Here is a 20,106-nt window from a genome sequence, read left to right as displayed (position 1 = left end):
GGCCTATATGGACTGAATCCCCACAGCTCCTAGAGTATCCGTGATGGTCAAGGGAGGGATTTGACCCATACGCGGTCTGCCTTGATGAGAGCGTTAGCGGTGACGATGAGTTTTCGCATGACGGTTGTGATGGCGACCTTTGCGGGTTTTCCGGCGGCGATGAGCTGTTTGTATTTGGCGCTGAGGTCTGGGTTGAAGCGGGCGGCGACGAGGGCCGGCATGTAGAGCGCCTGTCGGACGTTAGCGCGCCCTCCGCGGATGAAGCACTTGCCTTTCCATTGCCCTGACTGCCTTGCGACGGGGGCGAGGCCGGCGAGCGATGCGGCCTGCTTGTTTTCGAGGCTACCGAGCTCGGGCATGGTTGCGATGAGCTGCGCTGCAGTGAGGATACCGACGCCGCTGATGCTGGCGATGATTTCCTGCTTGCGGACGAGTTCCGGATCGGCCTGGATGATTTTCTGAGCCAGGGCATCGATCGCATCGATATGGCGGGCAATCTGTTCGAGCCTTTGCTTGGCTTGACGCTTCAACAGGGGGAGGGTGAGGTTCTTTTCGCGGTTCTTGAGCGCGGTACGATCGCGCACCAAGCCATCACGGGCGTTCACAAGTTCGGCCAACTGGTTGAGGTTTTGTGCTCGTTCTGGGCGGGGAGCGGGCTTGAGTGCCTCGGCCATCAGCGCGAGCATGGCGGCGTCGATCGTGTCGGTCTTGGCAAGCGTACCTGTTGCCTGAGCAAATCGTCGCGCGCGTTCGGGGTTGATCCGCACGAGCGGGCAGCCCACCAGAGCCTGTTCGAAGGCACGGTGGTAGACGCCGGTTGCCTCGTAAGCGATGCGTTCGACGTGCCACTGTGCGATCCATTTGATCAGTGCAGCATAGCCCTTCTTCGTATTGGCGAACTGCCGGCCAATTCCAGCCGGGCGGGCATGGCAATCAAGGCTCGCTTTGGAGATGTCGATGCCGATGTTTTGTGGTAGAACTGAGTTCATCTTTTCCGCTCCCATGCTTGTCATCCGGGCCGAAAGCCCCGGTATCCGTTCGGGCCTGATGGAAAAGAAAGGGGCGATCCAACTCCAACCCGGTCCTGCTGACCGGCATCGATGCGCGATCCGTCCCCTTCCGCCCGATCCGGGGTGGCCACCCCGGATCGGGCAAATCATTCTGGCCCAAACGGACCACAATGTCATAAGACAAGCATCGTGCGCAAAAGCCTGTCCTGAGCTTGTCGAAGGGTGGGAACCGGTTTTGCGCCAAAACGATGCAGTAAAACAAAAACTTAGAGCGCGCTGACCGATCCAGATTTAACGCAGCGCGCTCTAACTGCGCATTGTAAATTTACCGGCCGGTCATTTTACATCTCATTTACCAGTTATTGACCATGTCTCGTTAGGCTGGCGCCCGTTAATGACAAAAAGTCGTGGGGCAATAGCAGATGACAATAAAACAATATGCGCGCCGGGGCACAGGCGTGCTGGTCGCACTTGTCGTTTTGGGTATCGTAATCGCGGGCATCGCCATTAGAGAAATCGGCTTTGGCGGACCGATCTTCCGCGCCAACCAACTCCATAGCGATCTGGTGGCGGATATATTGCCACCTCCGCAATATGCCATCGAACCCTTCCTCGAAACGACGATCATTATCGAGGATCAGACGCTCGAGGGCCACACCGATACCTTGGCCAATCTCCGCAAATCCTATGAAGAGCGCAAAGCCTACTGGCGAAATGCCGATATTTCGGATGAGCTCAAGGCGCAGTTGGCGGTGACCAACAAGAGCGCCGATGCGTTCTGGACAGATGCCGATGCGCTGGTCGCCGCAGCGCAGGCAGGCGACTGGGTCGGCGCAAAGCTGATTCACGACACACGCATCACCCCTGAGTTCGCATCGCACCGAGCGGAGATCAACAAGCTCGTGGAGATGGCCGCTCAGGAGAAGGCGAAACTGGACGAGCGCAGTGTGTCACTCCTTTATGTTTCCCTTGGGGGGCTGCTGATTTCGGCCAGCATGATCATCGGCGCGCTGCTGTTCGCCACGCGCCAGATCAGCAGCCGCGTCATCGAACCCGTCAACGAAACCGCATCGGAAATGCGCGCCATGGCGAAAGGGAATTACGACATTGCCATATCCGGGCAGGGTCGTGACGACGAGATCGGCGACATGGCGCAAGCCATGCTGGTCTTCCGCGCCGCAGGCATCGCCAAGGCCGAGGCCGAGGCCAAGCAACGCCATGTGGTTGCAGAACTCGGCGCGGGGCTGGAACAGCTCGCGGCCGGAAATATGACCCACCGCATCGCCCAGCCATTCGCCAGCGAGTACGAGGCGCTGAGGGAAAGCTTCAACCGGACAATAGCGAACCTTGGCGGCATATTGTCTCAGGTCACCACATCAGCGACCAATGTCGACACGGGCGCCACGCAGATCCGCGTCGCCGCCGATGACCTCTCGCAGCGCACCGAGCACCAGGCCGCCTCGCTTGAGGAGACCGCAGCGGCCATGAATACCGTGACAGTCATGACGCAGGAAACGGTCAAGGCGCGCAACAGCGTGCGCGAAGCCATCGACGAGGCACATCGCGAGGCGCGCAGCGGTGGGTCGGTCGTGAACAATGCAGTTCATGCCATGGGCGAGATCGAATCGTCGGCGCATCAGATCAGCCAGATCATCACCGTGATTGACGGCATCGCGTTTCAGACCAACCTGCTCGCCCTCAACGCCGGCGTCGAGGCGGCGCGCGCGGGAGATGCGGGCAAGGGCTTTGCTGTCGTGGCGAGCGAGGTCCGTGCGCTCGCCCAGCGCAGCGCCGACGCCGCGCGCGATATCAAGGATCTCATCACCACGAGCACCCATCAGGTGGAGCAGGGCGTTGGTCTCGTCGGTCAGACGGGCGAAATGCTCGGTCGCATCGTCGGCAAGGTGAGCGAGGTCAGCGAGCTCATCACCACCATGGCGGCGGCCACCGACACGCAGGCGCAGAATATGGCGCAGGTGAACGGCACAGTGAACGAGATGGACAAGATGACGCAGCAGAACGCGGCTATGGTGGAACAGACCACCGCAGCAGCGCGCAGCCTCGCCACCGAGGCGCAAGGCCTGCGCCAACTCGTTTCGCGCTTCCGGCTCGATGGGGTCCAGGCCTCGTCCGGCGCGGCCCAGGCACCTAAGAGCGCAGCTCCGGCGGCCAGCGCCGCGCCGCGTGCCGTATCGGGCAACCTGGCCCTTTCGACGGACGCGGACGACTGGAGCGAATTCTGAAGGCCATCACGGCTCAGATACGCTCCGTTAACCAATTTCTTATAGCAGTATCAGGGTAATTACAGGGACCGATGGCGTGAGGGGTTCATGTCGTAGAGAGTCCGGGGAGAACTAACATGTTTGATTGGTTCAAGACGCAGGCCCCGATTCGGGTCAAATTCAAGGCACTTCTGGTTATTCACGCGATGTGGGGCATGTGCGGCGTGGCGGCTACCGCCCTTGCCGCCATGGGCATGACGGGTGCGGGCTATGCGCTGGCTGCAGTCGCGCTTGCAGGCGCCGTGATCACGATCACCCTCGCTGGCAAGCTGATCTGCGATCCCTATGTCGACACCGTCGTGCGCATGGAAGGCCTGGCAGCCGGAGACCTCGACAGCCCGATTGCCTACTCGGACCACACCGACTGCGTCGGCCGCATGGTCGCCGCCATGGGCGCGTTCCGTGAAAATGCGCGTTCTGTCGCGCAAAGCTCCAACCAATCGCATGAGGTGGTCGAAGCCATCGGCGACGGCCTGGCTCACCTTGCCGAGGGCGACCTCGCCTATCGCATCACCAAGCATGTACCCAAGGAATATGAAAGCCTGCGCAAGGACTTCAATCGCGCCATGGAGAGCCTGGCCGACGCCATGAGCTCGGTAACGCAGACTTCGCGGGCCATTCATGCCGGGGCGAATGAAATCCGCTCTGCCACCAACGATCTTTCCCAGCGCACCGAGCAGCAGGCGGCCTCGCTCGCCGAGTCGGCTACGGCGATGAACGAGATCACCGGCATGGTGAAGGAAACCGCGCACAGCGCGTCGCAGGTGACATCCGCGATCAGCGATGCCCATCGCGAAGCGAGCGAAGGCGGTGTCGTCGTAGACAAGGCGGTAACCGCCATGGGCGCGATCGAGAAAAGCTCTCAGGAAATCAGCCAGATCATCACCGTGATCGACGGCATCGCGTTCCAGACCAACCTGCTCGCTCTCAACGCGGGCGTCGAGGCGGCGCGCGCGGGTGACGCGGGCAAGGGCTTCGCGGTCGTCGCCAACGAGGTGCGCGCGCTGGCGCAGCGCTCGGCCGAAGCCGCGCGCGACATCAAGGATCTCATCACCACCAGCGCTCAGCAGGTCGGCGAAGGCGTCAACCTCGTCGGTGAGGCGGGCACGATGCTCGGCCGCATCGTTACGCGCGTTGGCGAGATCAGTGCGCTGATTTCATCCATCTCCGAATCGACGGAAACGCAGGCGGCCGGCCTCCAGCAGGTCAACTCTTCTGTCAGCGACATGGACAAGATGACGCAGCAGAACGCAGCGATGGTGGAGGAATCGACCGCCGCCGCACGCAGCCTCGCCACTGAAGCGGAAGACCTCAACCAGCTCATCGCTCGCTTCAAGCTGGCTGGTGGCGCCAGTTCCTCTTCCGCTGCGGCGCGCAAGCCTGCTGCCAGCACTTCGGCCCCGCGCCCTGCCGCCCCGCGCGTCAGCGGCAACCTGGCCCTGTCGGCAGACACGGACGACTGGTCGGAATTCTGATCCGCACAACAGGGAAACAGACGAGCACAAGCATGATAATACTTCCGGCAGTGATTGATCGCACAACGGCAAGCGCCCTGATTTCCCAGATGGATCAGGCCTTGCAACCCGGCCAGGACGTCCTCGTCGAAGGGCGGGACGTGAGCCGTATCGGCCAATCCGGCCTGCAACTCATGCTCAGCGCACAACAGACTGCCGTGGCGCGCGGCGTTTCCATGACGGTCCATGCCTCGCCGGCGATGTTCGGCGCGGCGCAGATCGCCGGGCTCACCAGCGCATTCAACTGGATCGGACACAGCGATGACCAATGACGAAATCCAGAATATCTTCTTTCTCGAATGCGAGGAAGCGCTGGGTCAGGCCGAGGAAGGTCTGCTCGCCTGCCGCTCCGGCACTGCGGACGCCGACACCGTAAACGGAATTTTCCGCGCGGTTCACTCGATCAAGGGCGGTGCAGGCGCATTCAGCTTCACGTTGTTGCAGGCGTTCACCCACAAGTTCGAGACCGTCTTGTCCTATGTGCGGGATGGCGAGCTGGGCCTGAGCGAGGGGCTGAACACGCTGATGCTCCGCGCGTTCGACATATTGGCCGACCATGTCGCTGCCGTGCGGGGCGAGGGCAACCTGCCCGACGACGCCGCGATCAGCGCGCAGCTGGAAGAGGTAGCCGAGAAGGCCGCCGCAGGCCTGCCTGTGTTTGATGCGCCGACTGCCGCATCAAATGCCACCGAGGAAGCGGCCGAGGAAGCGCCCTCTGCCACCGCCGAGGAGGCCGCCGCGCCTGCGGACGACCTGGGTCTCGATTTTGATCTCGATGCGATGATGGGCGATCTCGCCGTCGACGAGGCGGAAGCCGCAGCGATGGAAGCCGCCGCCGCCGAGGTCGAGCGGAATATGGAAGAGCAGGAAGCCGCCCGCGCCGCCAAGGCCGAGGCCCGCGATACCGCGCCCGTGGCCGCCGCTACCGGCGAGCATCATGGCTGGCGCGTATCCGTACGCTTCCTCGATGGCGCGCTCGGCAACGGCAGCGAGCCGCTGCTCATGCTGCGCGAGCTGGAGGAAATGGGCGCCGTGTGCATTGCCACGGACGCCAGCAATATCCCCGCGCTCGATGCGCTGGATGTTGAAAAGGCCTATCTTTCCTGGACCTTCTTCGCGCCGCCTCATGTCAGCAAGGACGCCATAGAGGAAGTCTTTGATTTCATTGGCGATGAGTGCGATCTGGCCATCGACTCGCTGTCCACACCGATCGCGCGCGAGGGCGTGGAGATCTCCATGCCCAAGATCGCGCCCGTCAAGGCCAAGGGCCAGCCGAAAGCCGAGCCGGCCGCACTGCCAGCAGAAGTCGACGCAGTCGCGCCGCAGGCTCCCGCTGCGGCCGCGACGCCTGCCGCGCCTGCCGCCGTGCCTGCAGTCGTGGACACGCCTGTCGCTCCCGCCACCCCGGCGGCCGCGCGCACGGCCAATTCGGTCGGCCAGACCGTCCGCGTCGACCTCGCCAAGCTCGACAAGCTCATCGACACGGTGGGCGAGCTTGTGATCGCGCAGGCTATGATGGCGCAGCGCCTTGCCAGCCACGGCCTCAATTCGATCGACGAAATGGGCATGCTCGACCTGCTGACGCGCGACATCCAGGAAAGCACGATGTCAATCCGCGCGCAGCCGATCGGCTCCGTGTTCTCGCGCGTGCCGCGCATCGTGCGCGAGCTGGAGGCCGACACCGGCAAGCGCGTGCAGCTCACCATGAGCGGCGAGGCGACCGAGCTGGACAAGACGGTGGTGGAACGCCTCGGCGAGCCCCTCACCCACCTTATCCGCAACGCGGTGGATCATGGCATCGAAAAGCCCGACGTCCGCCTCGTCAATGGCAAACCCGCCGAAGGCAAGCTGCACCTCTCCGCCGAGCAGCGGTCCGGCCGCATCGTCATCTCGCTGTCGGACGACGGCGCGGGCATCAACCGCGAGGTGGTGCTGAAGAAGGCGATCGAGAAGGGTCTCGTTGCCCCCGGCACACAGCTGTCCAATGAGGAAATCGATCACCTGATCTTCGCGCCCGGCTTCTCTACCGCCGCCACGGTGTCGAACATCTCCGGCCGCGGCGTCGGCATGGATGTGGTGCGCCAGAACGTCAAGGATCTGGGCGGCCGCATCTCGATCGAATCGCATCCCGGCAAGGGCTGCACCTTCACACTGGCCCTGCCGCTCACGCTTGCGATCGCCGACGGCATGATCGTCACCGTGGGTGACCAGACCGTCGTGATTCCGCTGACCCACGTGCTCGAAAGCCTGCGTCCTGAGCAGGCCGAGGTGCAGCACATCGGCAAGGACCTGATGGTCCTCAACAACCGCGGCAAGTTCCTGCCCATCGTGCGGCTTGACCACGCGGTCGGTGCGCTTGGCGCGGCTGACACCGCGCAGGATGCCGTGCTGATCGTCGTCGACACTGAAAGCCACGGCCAGGCCGTGCTGATGGTCGACAGCATCGTCGATCAGCGCCAGTTCGTCATCAAGAGCCTCGAGGCGCATTACCAGCCGGTGATCGGCGTTGCGGGTGCCACCATATTGGGTGACGGCAAGGTGGCGCTGATCCTCGACGTCGACTCGCTGGTGGCTGACAATTTCGCGCATCACGGGAGCGCGCTCGCCGCATGAATCAGCTCGCTCAGGAGAGTTTCACGCCATTTCCGGGGATCAGCGCGCAGGTCTATTCGCGCGCTGACTTCGAGGCGGTGCGCGATATCGTGTACGAGATCGCGGGCATCGTGCTCCCTGCGGGCAAGGCCACGCTCGTCTATTCCCGCCTCGCACCGCTGGTGCGGGACAGCGGACAACAGACCTTTTCGCGCTATATCGACTTCATAAAGAAGGACGACACCGCACGGCGCAAAACCATCAATGCGCTGACGACCAACCACACCTTCTTCTATCGCGAAAGCCATCACTTCGAGCATCTGGCGAGCCAGGTGCGGCCGATGTTGCTGGATAAGATCCGCTCGCGCCAGCCGGTGCGCATCTGGTCAGCCGGATGCTCGACGGGAGAAGAGCTCTATTCGCTGGCAATGACCCTGATGGGGCCGGACAAGGCGGACGCCCGCGCGCTGCTCGATGGCAATCTCGCGATCCTCGCCACTGACCTTGCTGATCATGCGGTCGCGGGTGCGAAGGCGGCGACTTATCCGGTTGAAGCGCTGAAAGATGTACCATCCGCCCTCACCAATACCTGGGTCAAGCGCGAGGGCGACATGGCGAAGATCGCGCCGGAGCTGTGCGCGAAGATTCACGTCAAGCGCCTGAACCTGCTCGGCGAATGGCCAATGAACAAGCAGTTCGACGTCATCTTCTGCCGCAATGTGATGATCTATTTCGACCAGCCCACCAAGGACAGGCTCGTCGCGCGCTTCGCCGACCAGCTTCTGCCAGGCGGACATCTCTACATCGGCCACAGCGAGAGGGTGGCCGGCCCTGCACAAGTTGTTCTCACCCTGGTGGGCAGCACGATCTATCGAAAGGACAGGATGTGAATACACGGGTTCTTATAGTCGACGACTCTGCGACCATGCGTGCAATCCTGTCGCGGCTGCTGGGCAGTGAGCCGGATATCGAGGTGATCGGCGCAGCCAAGGACGCGATGGAAGCGCGCGGCATGATCCGCGAGCTGAACCCCGATGTCGTGACGCTGGACATCGAAATGCCCGGCATGAACGGCCTCGATTTCCTTGAAAAGATCATGCAGCTGCGCCCCATGCCGGTGGTGGTAGTCTCCGGCATTACCCGCAAGGGGGCGGATACGACGATCCGCGCACTGGAGCTTGGTGCGGTCGATTGCTACGCCAAGCCGGACGGCTCGGTGAACGCGCTGTTGGAGAATGACGGCGGCACGCTGGCCAGTATGGTACGCGAGGCCGCGCGCGTGCGCTTCGTCCGCGTGGCCAGCAAGCCCTCCGCTCCGGTCAGCCCCGTTGCGCAACAGACCATCGTCGCCTCGCGTTCGGCCAACGCTATCACCAAGCTCATTGCCATCGGCGCCTCGACCGGCGGCGTGGAGGCGCTGCATCATCTGCTTCCCGCCTTCCCGACGACCTGCCCGCCCACGGTGATCGTCCAGCATATCAGTGCCGCGTTCGCGCCTGCGATGGCCGAGCGCCTCGACCGGCAGTGCAACGCCACGGTCAAGCTGATCGAATCGGGCGAGATCCTGAAGCCCGGACATATCTACATCGCCCCCGGAAACGAGAAGCACGCGATCATCGGCGGAGCTGGCGATTCCATCATCGCCAAGATGATGGACGGCGAGAAGGTCTCCGGCCATCGCCCCAGCATCGACTCGATGTTCGAATCGGTCGCGCAGCGCCTTGGCCCCGCAGCGATCGGCATCTTGCTGACCGGCATGGGCCAGGACGGCGCGCGCGGCCTGCTCGCCATGCGCCGTGCGGGCGGTCGCACCATCGCGCAGGATGAGGCGACCAGCACCGTCTATGGCATGCCGCGCGCTGCCGCGGACCTCGGCGCCGCCGAAAACATACTTCCGCTGCCTCGCATCGCGGAGCGCGCCCTTTCGGCTGCCGGCCTCCAGTAAATGCGGCACGATCCCGATCTTGCTCTCGGCAGCCCTACCCGCATCACGGTGATGCAGGGTCAGGTGTATGTCGGCACCGGTGCGCCCGAAATACTGACGACGGTACTCGGCAGCTGCATCGCGTGCTGCCTGTACGATCCCATCGCCCGGGTGGGGGGGATGAATCATTTTCTGCTGGCCGAGCCAACACCCGGCAGCGGCACCGTCGCCGATCAGAATTACGGAATTTTTCTGATGGAGCTTCTTATTAACCAGATGATGACACGTGGCGGTGTAAAGTCCCGCATGAAAGCGCACATCTATGGTGGAGGCAACATGCACGCGGGGATGACCCGGATTGGGGATGCGAATGCGCGTTTCGCGCAGAACTTCCTCGCGGACGAGGGAATACCCGTAATGCGCCAGGATATTGGCGGCGATACGGCGCGTCGGGTCGATTTCGACCCCGTGCTCGGCCGCACCCGGTGCCGCCATGTCGAGAAGGTGGCGGCGCCAGTGTCAAAACCCGTAAGTCAGCCAGCCACGAGTGGCGGCGAGCTGGAACTGTTTTAGGTAAGAAGAGGCCTAGTGTATGTCTGAGACTATTCGTGTTCTGACCGTGGACGACAGCGCAAGCATGCGCGCGTTACTGCGTTCTGCCCTATCGTCGCGTGGCTATCAGGTCTCGCAGGCGGAAGATGGTGTGGCCGCGCTCGAATGGCTGGCCGACAACGGCAGCGACATCGACGTGATCGTGACCGACATCAACATGCCCCGCATGGACGGTTTCGGCCTGATCGAGGCGCTGCGCGGACAATCCCGTTTTCGCGACTGCCCGATCCTGGTGCTGTCCACCGAAAGTTCGGACGAAAAGAAGGCCCGCGCCCGCTCTGCCGGCGCGACCGGCTGGATCGTCAAGCCCTTCGACGCAGACAAGCTGGATACGGCGCTGCGCCGCGTAACACACTGAGTTTGGCATCAGGGGGACTGGAGAAGTAACATGGCACGTCAGCTCATCACATTCCATCTCGGCACCCAGAGCTTCGGCCTGGACATCATGGCGATCCGCGAGATCCGCGCATGGTCGCCTACCACACGCCTGCCGCATGTTCCGCATTATGTCGCCGGTGTCGTCAACCTGCGCGGCACGGTACTGCCGGTCATTGACCTCGCGGCGCGTCTTGGCTGGGAAGCCACCTCGCCTACCGACCGCCACGTCATCATCGTGGCGCAGATCGGCGGTCAACTGCGCGGCCTGATCGTCGACGCGGTGAGCGATATCGTGACGGCGCAGGATGAAGACATCCAGCCGCCGCCCGCAACCAGCACCGACGCGGTCGTTCCTTACCTCGAAGGATTGGTGGCGCTCGAAGACCGTATGGTCATGGTGCTCGATCTTCCGGGCCTCACGACCGATGTGGATCTGCCCGAAGCGGCATGACCTCATCACCAACATAACAAAAACCACACCAGGCTGACGACATGAAGAAGTGGGGAAGGTAAGGGCATAATGGCTGCAATAAAAGTTCTGGTCGTCGATGACTCAATCACGATGCGCGCCCTGTTCTCGAATGCGCTCGAACAGTCGAGCGATCTGATGGTCGTAGGCGCCGCCGCCAATGCGGACGAAGCTCGCGAGATGATCGAGGAGCTGAAGCCCGACGTGGTTACGCTCGACATCGAAATGCCCGGCATGAACGGCATCGATTTCCTGCACGAAATCATGACGACCAAGCCCATGCCGATCGTCATGCTCTCGACCTTGACGCAAAAGGGCGCGGAGGTGACGCTGAAGGCGCTCGAGCTTGGCGCGGTGGACTGCTTCCCCAAGCCCACCAAGGCCACGCCCGATGAATTCGCCAAGATTTCCGGCAAGCTCTGCAAGCTGGTGGCGACTGCCGCCAAGAGCAAGGTCAAGAAATATGACCCGGAGGCAGCTGCGACTGCGGCGGCGAAGGCGGCCGAGGACCAGTCCACCCTCAACGCGGCAAAGCCATACAAGTGGAACGGCTCGGTCGTGGCGCTGTGCGCGTCGACCGGCGGCGGACCGGCTGTGATAGAGCTGCTGTCCGCATGGCCGGTGAATTGCCCGCCCACCATCGTGCTGCAACAGCTGGAAGAAGGGCTTGCTGCGCCGTTCGCCGCACGACTGAATGAAGCGATCGCGCCTGAGGTCAAGCTTGCCGAAGACGGCACCATGCTCCAGCCGGGACATGTCTATGTGCTGTCCGCGCCGGACAAGCATGGCCTCATCGATCGTTGGCCCGGGGGCGCGATTCGCCTCGTGGCGCGCGACCCGGTAAACGGCATGCGGCCCTCGGCCGACCTGCTGCTGACGACCGTAGCGAAAGCCGCGCGCGACAAGGCCGTGGGCGTGATCCTCTCCGGCGCCGGCACCGACGGCGCGGCAGGCATGGGCGCGGTCAAGCAGCTTGGCGGGCTTACGCTTTGCCAGGACAAGGAAAGCGCGATGGTGTTCGAGGCGTCAGCTGCGGCAATCGCCAAGGGCGCGGTCGAGGCGCAGCTTTCGATCCCGGATCTGGCCAAAGTGATACTCGCCCGTTGTGAGGAGCGGGAACTTGCGGCCTGAAGCGATCCCCTCTCCCAACCCCGATATCGCCGCGCCTATCATCGCTCCTCTTGGACTGAGGGGCAAGATAGCCGACGAGCTGGACCAGCTCCGCGAGGATCTGGAAGAAATCGGTGTGCAGCTCTGCCTCGACGAGGAAGTGATGTTGCGCTGCATGGAATACCTCCAGCGGCTCGATGAGATGGGCCAGCGCAGCAACTGGCTCGCCGCCATCGTGCGTGCGGAGGACCCGATCGGCGTCCTCCCGGACATAACGCTTCAGGCGCTGGCTGATCGCCTCAAGGGCTGAGAAAGAGGGCGGGGCTGACCCCGCCTTTTTTATGAGCCGCCATAGGGCGGGCAATGAAGCCCTTTCGGGCTGAGGGTGAAGATTTCGCAGCCTGTTTCCGTAATGCCGATGCTGTGTTCGAACTGCGCGGAGAGCGTGCGATCACGCGTTGTCGCCGTCCACCCGTCCTCCAGAATGCGAACCCCCGGCTTGCCGATGTTGATCATCGGTTCGATGGTGAAGAACATACCGGGTTTCAGCTCCGGCCCCGTGCCGGGCGTGCCCACATGCACTACCTCGGGGCTGTCATGGAACACGCGGCCAAGCCCGTGGCCGCAGAAATCACGCACCACGCCATAGCGGTGCTTTTCGGCATGTTTCTGGATCGCGTGGCCAATATCACCCAGGTGGTTGCCCGGCTTGGCCTGCTCGATGCCCAGCATCAGGCATTCGTATGTGACTTCGATCAGCCGCTTCGCCTTGATCGGCGCGTCTCCGGCGATGTACATGCGGCTGCTGTCGCCATGCCAGCCATCGACCATCGGCGTCACGTCGATGTTGACGATGTCGCCCTCCACCAGCTTGCGATCGCCAGGAATGCCGTGGCAGATCACATGGTTGATCGAGGTGCAGCAGCTGTGCTGATAACCGCGATAACCCATGGTCGCGGGCACGCCGCCGCCATCGATGCTCATGCGGCGGACGATGTCGTCCAGCTCGCCAGTCGTGACGCCCGGCACCACATGGGGAACAAGCGCGTCGAGTATTTCCGCAGCGAGGCGGCCCGCCTTGCGCATGCCGGCAAAGCCGCTCTCGTCATAGAGTTTGATTGCGGTGGAGCGCGTTGGCGGGCTATCCGCCGTCATCGTCATGTAATCGGTCATGGTGTCAAGCATAACCGACTATGGTCAAGAAGACGAGAGACTTGATTGGTCCGGCAGTTCGGCGCAAGGTCCGCGCCAACACAAGGAGTGCGCAATGGTTGGCGAGGTTCGAAGTGGTGGCTGCGCTTGCGGCGCCGCGCGTTACGAGATCAAGGACGAACCGATTTTCGTCAATAATTGCCATTGCCGGCAGTGCCAGCAGCAAACAGGTTCGACCTCGGTGCTCAACATGTTTGTCGAGATGGAAAAGCTCGCCTTGGTTTCCGGCGAAACCACGCGCCATGTCGTTAAGGCGGGGAGCGGCGGAGATCATGTGATCGTGCGCTGCGCGCTTTGCGGCACGGCCTTGTGGAGTCATTATCCGCGCCTTGGAGAGCTGGGAGCGGGCGTGCGGGTGGGAACACTGGACAATCCGGCCGACATCAGGCCCGACGCGGTGATCTATACAGCCGAAAAAATGGAGTGGCTCGCCCTGCCGCCCGGCATCCCTGCCTTTGAGGCAAATTATAATCCCGCCGAACTGCTGCCGCCCGATCGGTTCGCGCGGTTGAAGGCGCTGGCGGCCAAGGCGCGCCCGGCATGACCCCGCGCATCTGGACCGCCGCGCTGCTCGTCATTGGCGACGAAATCCTTTCCGGCCGCACGCAGGACAAGAATGTCACGCAGATCGCCTCGTGGCTCAACGTGCAGGGCATCCGCCTGCGCGAGGTGCGCGTCGTCGCGGATGTGGAGGAAGACATTATCTTCGCGGCGAATGCCTTGCGCGCCCGCTACGACTATCTTTTCACCACCGGCGGCATCGGCCCGACGCATGACGACATCACGGTCGACGCACTCGCGAAGGCACTCGGGGTCTCGGTGGTAGTCCACCCTGACGCGCGCGCGGTGCTGGAGAAATATTACGAAACGCGCGGCGGCCTCAACGAAGGGCGCCTCCGGATGGCGCGGGTGCCGGAGGGCGCAGAGCTCATCCCCAATCGCTATTCCGGCGCGCCGGGCATTCGCATCGGGAACGTGTTGATCATGGCCGGCGTCCCTCAAATCACCGCCGGGATGCTCGACGCGCTGACCGGCACGCTCGAGGGCGGCGAACCGGTCCTCTCCACGCAGGTCGGCTGCTGGGTGGCGGAGAGCGAGATCGCGGCTCTGCTCATCAATGCCGAGCGTGCGCATGAGGGGAGCCAGATCGGCAGCTACCCCTTCTTTCGCGAAGGGCGGGTGGGTTGCAACTTCGTGATCCGCTCAACCAGCCAGCAAGTTCTGGATGCCTGCGCCGCAGACCTGGCGGCCGCGCTGGAAGCGGGCGGCTGGCCAGCGGTCCTCGGCGGGATATAGTCCTAAGGGAACAGCACCGCCGTAACCATGGCGAGGTCCGCGGGCGCGACAGCATCGAGCAGGATCGTCTTTTCCGGATTGCTGCTGTGGCCGATCAGCCGCCCCTCCCGGTCTGTCGAGAGCGCGAGTACGCGCAGCCCCACCCCCTCCCTGAGCACAGCCAGGCCGACCGACGCAGGTATGCGTTCGGGATCTACGATCAATACCGCCCCACCCGGGATTGCCGCACCGAGCGAGGCACGGCACATGCGCAGGGCATAGGCTTCGACCCCGGTGCCCGGCGGCGGTGCGATGTGCTGCGGATTGGGAAACGGCTCGATAAGCCCGTCCCCTAACGGCACGCCCAGCACCGGAAGGTGGCGACCAGACGTTCTTTGCCCTTCGCGCGGCACAGAGGGTGCAGCGGCATCAGGAAGCTGCGATCCGACTGTGCGCCCGTCTTTCTTCATTCGTGCGAGTTCGGTCCGCAGCGCGGCGATCCGTTCCCGCGCCCGCGCCTCTCGCTCGCTTGCGCCGGGTATGCGCGCCAGCCACTCCTCCAGCGTCCCGGTCTCGAACTCACTCCAAAGCAACGCGATCAACCCGGTCTTGTCCGGCACCCCAAAAAGCGCGCAGAGTGCGCCGATCGTCTCCGCGTTCCAGCGGTGAAACGGCTTTATCGCATTCTCCATTCGAGAGATGGTGACGGCGGGCAGGCGATATTCTTCAAGCAGTCGCGCCAGCGTGAGCGCAGGCTGCCCAGCGCGCAAGCGCCGCACCGCCGCCGCCAGCAGCATAGCCAGCTCCCCTGTCTCGCGCGCCAACGCGCTGGCCGCCACACGCTCGCCCGCCCACGCCTCGATCGAAAAGCCCGGCGCATCGATATCGATCAGCAGGTCCGCCGGATCGTCAAGGCCCAGCGCGCCGGCGATGGCCCAAAGCTCCGTCGCGCGGGCGAACACCTCTCCACGCTCGATCTTGGACAGGCGGATATAGGCGAGCTGGGGTAACCGGGTGCACAGCTCCATCTGCGAGGCGATGCCCGCCTCCAGCCGCCTCTCGCGCACGGCATTGGGAAACAAAATGGTCCGATACGGGTCGGAAACGATGGTGGCACGCCTTCGCGCACCGCGGCTCCGGTGCACCGCCCGCTTAAAATCTTTCTGCTTCGCGTCCACCTTCGAGGCCATAACTTATGCCTATTTTCGACTCCGCACTCTCGCGCAGTTCCTCCCACCGGTTCGCCATTAGCATGTCCAGTTTATAAGAAACATAACCCCACTCCAAATTGTATCGCTTATGGACAAAAAAAGCGCCCCCTCCGGGAAGGAAGGGGCGCAGGGGTGCCGTGGGTACGGAAAGGAAAGAGGGCTTAATGCCTGATTATGGCGGGCGAGGTTGCCAGCCCGGCGGTGGGCAGCGCGTCAATCGGCTCCATCTCCGGCTCCGTGACCCTCACCGATTCCGGGTCGGCTGAAGACAGGCTGGCTGCGGGGAGCAATCTACCGGATCCTCCTGCGGCATCGCCATCGAAACGGCGATTGGTGGCGGCAAGTTCGCTCATCAGGCGCGCGGCGCGGCGGGTAATCTGGCGAATACGCTCCCGCGTCAAACCCAGCTCCAGCTCCTCGGCAACGCCTTCGCCCTGGCCGAACAGGTGGCGGCGCACAATGTCGCAATCGCGCGCGATGCGCTCTTCGAGTTTGCGCAGCTCTTCGGGGTCCAGCTTCGGCATACGGCTCTGAACATAGACCGGCAGCGCGCTCGACCGTTCGCGCCGGGTGGCGAGCGGCTTTGCGCTGGCCGCCTTGCGCTTCAGCTGCGCGATGCCGACGCTGCGCAGGTGGCGTACATATTCATCCATCAGTGCGGCGCAGGTCTGCTCCGCCAGATGATCGGCCGCCGCCGCCTCGGTCCGCTCTTCGGCAAATTCGTCTTCAATCATGTTTTCGAGCGCCATGTCCTCGCCATCCGCGCGGCGCTCCATCGCGTTTAGCGATATGGTCGTCGCCTCAACCTTCTTGGCCGAGGGGCGTTGGTCATCCATCAGGCGAAAGCGCAGGCCCTGCAGCTCGCCGCGCAGCTGCCAGTTGACGAAAGTCGTGAACATCGCCTTGGCGGGGTCGTAAGCCTCGATCGCGCGGTGCACGCCGATGGCGCAGACCTGCTCGGCATCCTCCCAATGGGCGGTCAGGCCATATTGCTTGATGAAGTGCCGGATGCGCGGTGCAATGATACGCAGCACGGTGGCGAAGGCGCGGTCGGCGGTGATGCGCTGGCGTGCCGTCTGGCGCTCGCCCTCGGCCGGTCGGTTGGCGATGACTTCGGCCACGGCTGCCTCGAGAAGTTCGGTAGACTTCGACATTGGTTATCCCCTGAGCAATGCGATCGGCAGCTCTTGCCGCCGGGGAGCACCATGGCTGATAGGGCTTCTACTTATCCTGAACTATCCTATAAGTAGGAATACTTATCCTATATTTCTGGCGATATACTCCATCAGCCAGCCGCGATGGGCCTGAGCGGCATCGCCAGCCCGCGCGATGCGAAGCTCCGCCTGTTCAGCGCCGATCTGCGCCGAAAGCAGCGAGCGGGCGCGGGCGGAAGTCAGCTCGCCCCTGTAGAAGCGCAGCGCATCGCCCGGACCCAGATGGTGGCCAATATAGGCGGCACGGGTCACTTCAGCCGCGCCTTCGCCAACCGCAACGCCCGCCGCTCGCAACCGCGCCACGGTGGCGCGAGCATAATCCGCCACACTCTCGATCGCGACTTGCGGCTCATAGCGCAGCGCCAGCAGCGCAGGCTTGGCGCCCGGAACAACGTGCCCGGCGGCATCGGTCCACCCGCGCTCCCGCGCATAATGGTTGAGCCAGCTGTCCTTCTGCCGTGCCAGCCCGAGCCATGTGCCCGAGAGGAACTGCCCCAACCCTGCGGCGCTGGAGCGGGGATTGCGCGAGAGCGGGTTCCACCCTCCATCCGCCCGTCGGCCCGCCTCCGCACCGATTATGGCGGAGAGCGTGGACGCGGCGATGCCAGTGCGGGCCGCCGCAGCATCCAGCATCCCGCCATAGCGCGCATTGGCGGGAGCGAGCGATACCGTGCTGGCCGCCTGAGGCTGGGCCGTGTCGACGCGCTCGATCTGACGCGGGGGTTCGTTGAGGGCAGGCAGCGTGCCCACCGTCTGGCGCAGCAGCGCATCCAACCCCTCGGCTTGAGGAGTGTATGACGCGGGAGCGGTAGCTGCGCTTCCTCCTCCCGCTTCACCCAGCGCGGCGCGCCACAGCCTGCCGTCCATTTCCGACCGAGCGGCAGAGACGAGCGCCCGCGTCCGATCCCCGACGGAGAGCGCCGCAAGGTCAGGCCGCATCTACCTGCTCTTGGGATTCTGAAGGGCCCCGCGCCCGCGTCCAGCGTTTCAGCTGCAGCAGACGCCGCGCCGCACCCAGATCATCCGCCTCGGCTTGCTCCTTGCGCTCCGCTTCTGCCTGTGCCTTGTCGATATAGGCGCTCGCGGCCTTCTCCGCCGCGCGCAACTTGCCATAGGCGGTCAGCGCCTGCTCGCGAAGCTGGACCAGCCCGGCCTCCGCATCGGCACGCTGCTGCGCGATCTGCTCTGCCTGTGCCTTTCTCGCGCGCACCCAGCCATCGGTGCGCAGCGTTACATCCAGCTCGGCCAGGCGGCACTCTTCCCGCACATGCTGCGCCAGCTTGGCGGCCTCATGCACGAGTCCAGATACCCGCACCATCTCCTGTCGCAAGGCATCGCGCAGCCGCTCTACGTCACGCGTGCCGATGCGTACCACGGGGTCAAACGGCGTCTTCATGACATGGCTCTCCTGCTTCCAATATGTCCGCCAGCGCAGCAAATGCAGCCTGCGCATTGCCTGGCTCGTCCTTGCCCTGCCCCAGCATGTCCTCGATGCGCGGACCGAGCGCGATGGCGCGATCAACCTCCCCATTGCTGCCCGCCTGATAGGCGCCCAGCCGCACGATCTCCTCCATGTCGCCATACAGCGAAAGCAAGGCGCGCGCCTGTGTGCGCAGGGCGTTCTGTTCCGGCGACAGGCAATGCGGCAGCGTGCGCGACACCGATTTCAGCAGGTCCACGGCCGGATAGCGCCCCTGCTCGGCAATGTGGCGCGAGAGGATGACATGCCCATCCAATATACCGCGCACCGCATCCGCCACCGGCTCGTCATGATCCCCGCCATCGACCAGCACCGTAAATAACCCGGTGATCGAGCCCTCCCCCTCGCGCCCCGGCCCGGCGCGCTCCAACAGGCGGGGGAGCTCGGCAAAGACCGACGGCGTATATCCGCGCGAGGCGGGCGGTTCGCCATTGGCGAGCCCGATCTCGCGCTGCGCCATGGCAAAGCGCGTCACCGAATCCATCAGGCACAGCACATGCAGCCCGGCATCACGAAAATATTCCGCGACCGCCAGCGTGGTCCACGCCGCCTGCCTGCGCATCAGCGCGGGCGCGTCAGACGTCGCCACCACCAGCACCGATCGGGCGAGACCATCCTGCCCCAGATCGTCCTCGATGAACTCCTGCACCTCGCGCCCGCGTTCTCCGATAAGGCCGATCACCGCGACATCGCAGACGGTCCAGCGCGCCAGCATCGAAAGCAACACCGATTTGCCGACGCCCGATCCGGCAAAGAGGCCGAGCCTTTGCCCCACACACAAGGGCGCGAACAGATCGAGCGCGCGGACCCCGGTATCGACCCTCGCGCCGACCCGCGCCCTTGCCGCAGCAGGCGGAGGCTCGGCCCGCATCGGCCGTGCCGCACCGCCCATCGGCAGCGGCCCCTTGCCGTCCACCGGCCGCCCCAGCCCATCGACCATCCGCCCCAGCCACGCGCGCGATGGGCGGATCGTCTCCTGCCCCGCGCACAAATGCGCGCGCGCCCCTACCGCCAGCCCGCGTGGCTCGCAAAAGGGCAGGCAATGGGCGACATCGCGGTCCAGCCCCGTAATTTCGGCATCGAGCAGATCGTCGTCCGCCTCAATGCGGATATGCGCGCCGATGCTGGCATGGCGCAGCAGCCCCTCGACCTCGATCAGCGAGCCATGCGCCGCCGCGACCCGGCCATAGACGCGTGTCGGAGGCATCTGCGCGATGATGCGCGCGGCATCGGCCAGAGAGGGGCGCATCAGTGCTTCACGCTGCCCGCCGCAAGCCCGAGCAGAGCGGCTTCATACTCGATCAGCGTGCGGCAGTGCGCCAGCGCGCGGTAATAATGTCCGTTCGCGGCATCGCAGGCGAGCGCCGCGCAGGCGGCCTTGGCATGTGGGCTTTCGAGCGCACGCAGCAGGTCGTCGAGCAGGGCGACAAGGTCGTGCTGATGGTGCTGCCTGCGTGCGGGATCGAGATAGGCCATCATGCACGAAAAATAGAGGCGTCGGGCGGGAGTATCGGCCTCCTCCGGCCGCATGACCTCCCGCCCGCGCAATATCGCCGCGTCATTTTCGAGCCAGAGCGTGGTCGGCGCGCCTGCGCGCAACACCGCGCCGTTCACCACCATCTTCTCTCCCTGACGCAGACGTATCTTCAGCATGTCCATCCCCGAACGGTGCGTGAAACCATTATAGGAGGGCGGGGCGGCAAAAATTTCCGGGCGTCGCGAAAAACGCGGCAAGACTTGCCGGTTTTGGGTGCACCCGCGCGGCTTCCTATAATGGCCTAGCGGGAGTGTGTGGTGCGCTCGCCGCCTTTGAGGAGGGTTTG

General features: G+C 64.0%; 21 protein-coding genes. 13 read left to right on the top strand and 8 right to left on the bottom strand.

The window, feature by feature from the left end; translation table 11 throughout:
• Positions 1-47: 47 nt before the first annotated feature.
• On the bottom strand, positions 48-989 hold the full coding sequence (locus tag OOT33_RS12165; protein WP_307750286.1) for an IS110 family transposase: 942 nt from the start codon (positions 987-989) through the stop codon (positions 48-50).
• 443 nt (positions 990-1,432) lie between these two features.
• Between OOT33_RS12165 and OOT33_RS12160 the strand changes: the two genes are divergently transcribed.
• The 11 genes from OOT33_RS12160 (at position 1,433) to OOT33_RS12110 (ending at position 12,201) form a co-directional block, all read left to right on the top strand.
• The gene (locus tag OOT33_RS12160) at positions 1,433-3,253 is read left to right on the top strand and encodes a methyl-accepting chemotaxis protein (RefSeq protein WP_307750285.1); all 1,821 of its coding nucleotides are present in this window, start codon (positions 1,433-1,435) and stop codon (positions 3,251-3,253) included.
• A 116-nt stretch (positions 3,254-3,369) separates the two neighbouring features.
• Complete coding sequence (locus OOT33_RS12155; protein WP_307750284.1) at positions 3,370-4,767, top strand: methyl-accepting chemotaxis protein; 1,398 nt, start codon at positions 3,370-3,372, stop codon at positions 4,765-4,767.
• Positions 4,768-4,799: 32 nt separating this feature from the next.
• On the top strand, positions 4,800-5,078 hold the full coding sequence (locus tag OOT33_RS12150; RefSeq protein ID WP_307750283.1) for an STAS domain-containing protein: 279 nt from the start codon (positions 4,800-4,802) through the stop codon (positions 5,076-5,078).
• Positions 5,068-7,419, top strand: coding sequence for a chemotaxis protein CheW (locus tag OOT33_RS12145; protein WP_307750282.1), 2,352 nt, complete (start codon positions 5,068-5,070; stop codon positions 7,417-7,419). The genes OOT33_RS12150 and OOT33_RS12145 overlap by 11 nt, the downstream gene beginning before the upstream one ends.
• Positions 7,416-8,288 carry a CheR family methyltransferase gene (locus OOT33_RS12140; protein ID WP_307750281.1) on the top strand — a complete coding sequence of 291 codons (873 nt, stop codon included), beginning with the start codon at positions 7,416-7,418 and terminating at the stop codon, positions 8,286-8,288. The genes OOT33_RS12145 and OOT33_RS12140 overlap by 4 nt, the downstream gene beginning before the upstream one ends.
• Positions 8,285-9,343, top strand: coding sequence for a chemotaxis-specific protein-glutamate methyltransferase CheB (locus OOT33_RS12135; RefSeq protein ID WP_307750280.1), 1,059 nt, complete (start codon positions 8,285-8,287; stop codon positions 9,341-9,343). Before OOT33_RS12140 ends, OOT33_RS12135 begins: the two co-directional genes overlap by 4 nt.
• Positions 9,344-9,895 (top strand): chemotaxis protein CheD, encoded by a 552-nt coding sequence (locus OOT33_RS12130; protein ID WP_307750279.1) that lies wholly within the window; start codon positions 9,344-9,346, stop codon positions 9,893-9,895.
• A 19-nt stretch (positions 9,896-9,914) separates the two neighbouring features.
• Complete coding sequence (locus OOT33_RS12125; RefSeq protein WP_307750278.1) at positions 9,915-10,292, top strand: response regulator; 378 nt, start codon at positions 9,915-9,917, stop codon at positions 10,290-10,292.
• 30 nt (positions 10,293-10,322) lie between these two features.
• Positions 10,323-10,763, top strand: a complete 441-nt coding sequence (locus OOT33_RS12120) for a chemotaxis protein CheW (protein ID WP_307750277.1) — start codon at positions 10,323-10,325, stop codon at positions 10,761-10,763.
• Between the two features lie 69 nt (positions 10,764-10,832).
• A complete protein-coding gene (gene cheB / locus OOT33_RS12115) occupies positions 10,833-11,912 on the top strand; it encodes a chemotaxis-specific protein-glutamate methyltransferase CheB (protein ID WP_307750276.1) in 1,080 nt (359 codons plus the stop codon).
• Positions 11,902-12,201 (top strand): hypothetical protein, encoded by a 300-nt coding sequence (locus tag OOT33_RS12110; protein ID WP_307750275.1) that lies wholly within the window; start codon positions 11,902-11,904, stop codon positions 12,199-12,201. The genes cheB and OOT33_RS12110 overlap by 11 nt, the downstream gene beginning before the upstream one ends.
• 29 nt (positions 12,202-12,230) lie before the next feature.
• Here the strand turns inward: OOT33_RS12110 and map are convergent, their stop codons facing one another.
• Positions 12,231-13,064: a type I methionyl aminopeptidase gene (map, locus tag OOT33_RS12105; protein ID WP_307750274.1), complete on the bottom strand. Its 834-nt coding sequence runs from the start codon at positions 13,062-13,064 to the stop codon at positions 12,231-12,233.
• Between the two features lie 94 nt (positions 13,065-13,158).
• On the opposite strand from map, the gene OOT33_RS12100 reads away from it, so the two are divergent.
• Both OOT33_RS12100 and OOT33_RS12095 read left to right on the top strand, forming a co-directional pair.
• Positions 13,159-13,647 carry a GFA family protein gene (locus tag OOT33_RS12100; RefSeq protein WP_307750273.1) on the top strand — a complete coding sequence of 163 codons (489 nt, stop codon included), beginning with the start codon at positions 13,159-13,161 and terminating at the stop codon, positions 13,645-13,647.
• A complete protein-coding gene (locus tag OOT33_RS12095; RefSeq protein ID WP_307750272.1) occupies positions 13,644-14,399 on the top strand; it encodes a molybdopterin-binding protein in 756 nt (251 codons plus the stop codon). Before OOT33_RS12100 ends, OOT33_RS12095 begins: the two co-directional genes overlap by 4 nt.
• 2 nt (positions 14,400-14,401) lie before the next feature.
• Here OOT33_RS12095 and OOT33_RS12090 read toward each other — a convergent pair whose 3' ends face one another.
• From OOT33_RS12090 to OOT33_RS12065, 6 genes are all read right to left on the bottom strand, one after another.
• On the bottom strand, positions 14,402-15,568 hold the full coding sequence (locus OOT33_RS12090; RefSeq protein WP_307750271.1) for a helix-turn-helix transcriptional regulator: 1,167 nt from the start codon (positions 15,566-15,568) through the stop codon (positions 14,402-14,404).
• Between the two features lie 182 nt (positions 15,569-15,750).
• Positions 15,751-16,743: a sigma-70 family RNA polymerase sigma factor gene (locus OOT33_RS12085; RefSeq protein ID WP_307750270.1), complete on the bottom strand. Its 993-nt coding sequence runs from the start codon at positions 16,741-16,743 to the stop codon at positions 15,751-15,753.
• 102 nt (positions 16,744-16,845) lie between these two features.
• Entirely contained in the window at positions 16,846-17,742 is an 897-nt protein-coding gene (locus tag OOT33_RS12080) for a peptidoglycan-binding protein (RefSeq protein WP_307750269.1), read from the bottom strand.
• Complete coding sequence (locus tag OOT33_RS12075; protein WP_307750268.1) at positions 17,732-18,199, bottom strand: hypothetical protein; 468 nt, start codon at positions 18,197-18,199, stop codon at positions 17,732-17,734. The genes OOT33_RS12080 and OOT33_RS12075 overlap by 11 nt, the downstream gene beginning before the upstream one ends.
• Positions 18,183-19,532 (bottom strand): flagellar protein export ATPase FliI, encoded by a 1,350-nt coding sequence (fliI, locus tag OOT33_RS12070; RefSeq protein WP_307750267.1) that lies wholly within the window; start codon positions 19,530-19,532, stop codon positions 18,183-18,185. The genes OOT33_RS12075 and fliI overlap by 17 nt, the downstream gene beginning before the upstream one ends.
• Positions 19,532-19,936, bottom strand: a complete 405-nt coding sequence (locus tag OOT33_RS12065) for a flagellar biosynthesis repressor FlbT (protein ID WP_307750266.1) — start codon at positions 19,934-19,936, stop codon at positions 19,532-19,534. Before OOT33_RS12065 ends, fliI begins: the two co-directional genes overlap by 1 nt.
• Positions 19,937-20,106 lie beyond the last annotated feature (170 nt).

It is taken from the genome of Sphingobium sp. DEHP117 (assembly GCF_030867385.1).
In the GTDB taxonomy this organism is placed as follows: domain Bacteria; phylum Pseudomonadota; class Alphaproteobacteria; order Sphingomonadales; family Sphingomonadaceae; genus Sphingobium.
The sequence above is the reverse complement of the archived record's forward strand: the minus strand, read 5'-3'. Positions and strand labels throughout refer to the sequence as shown.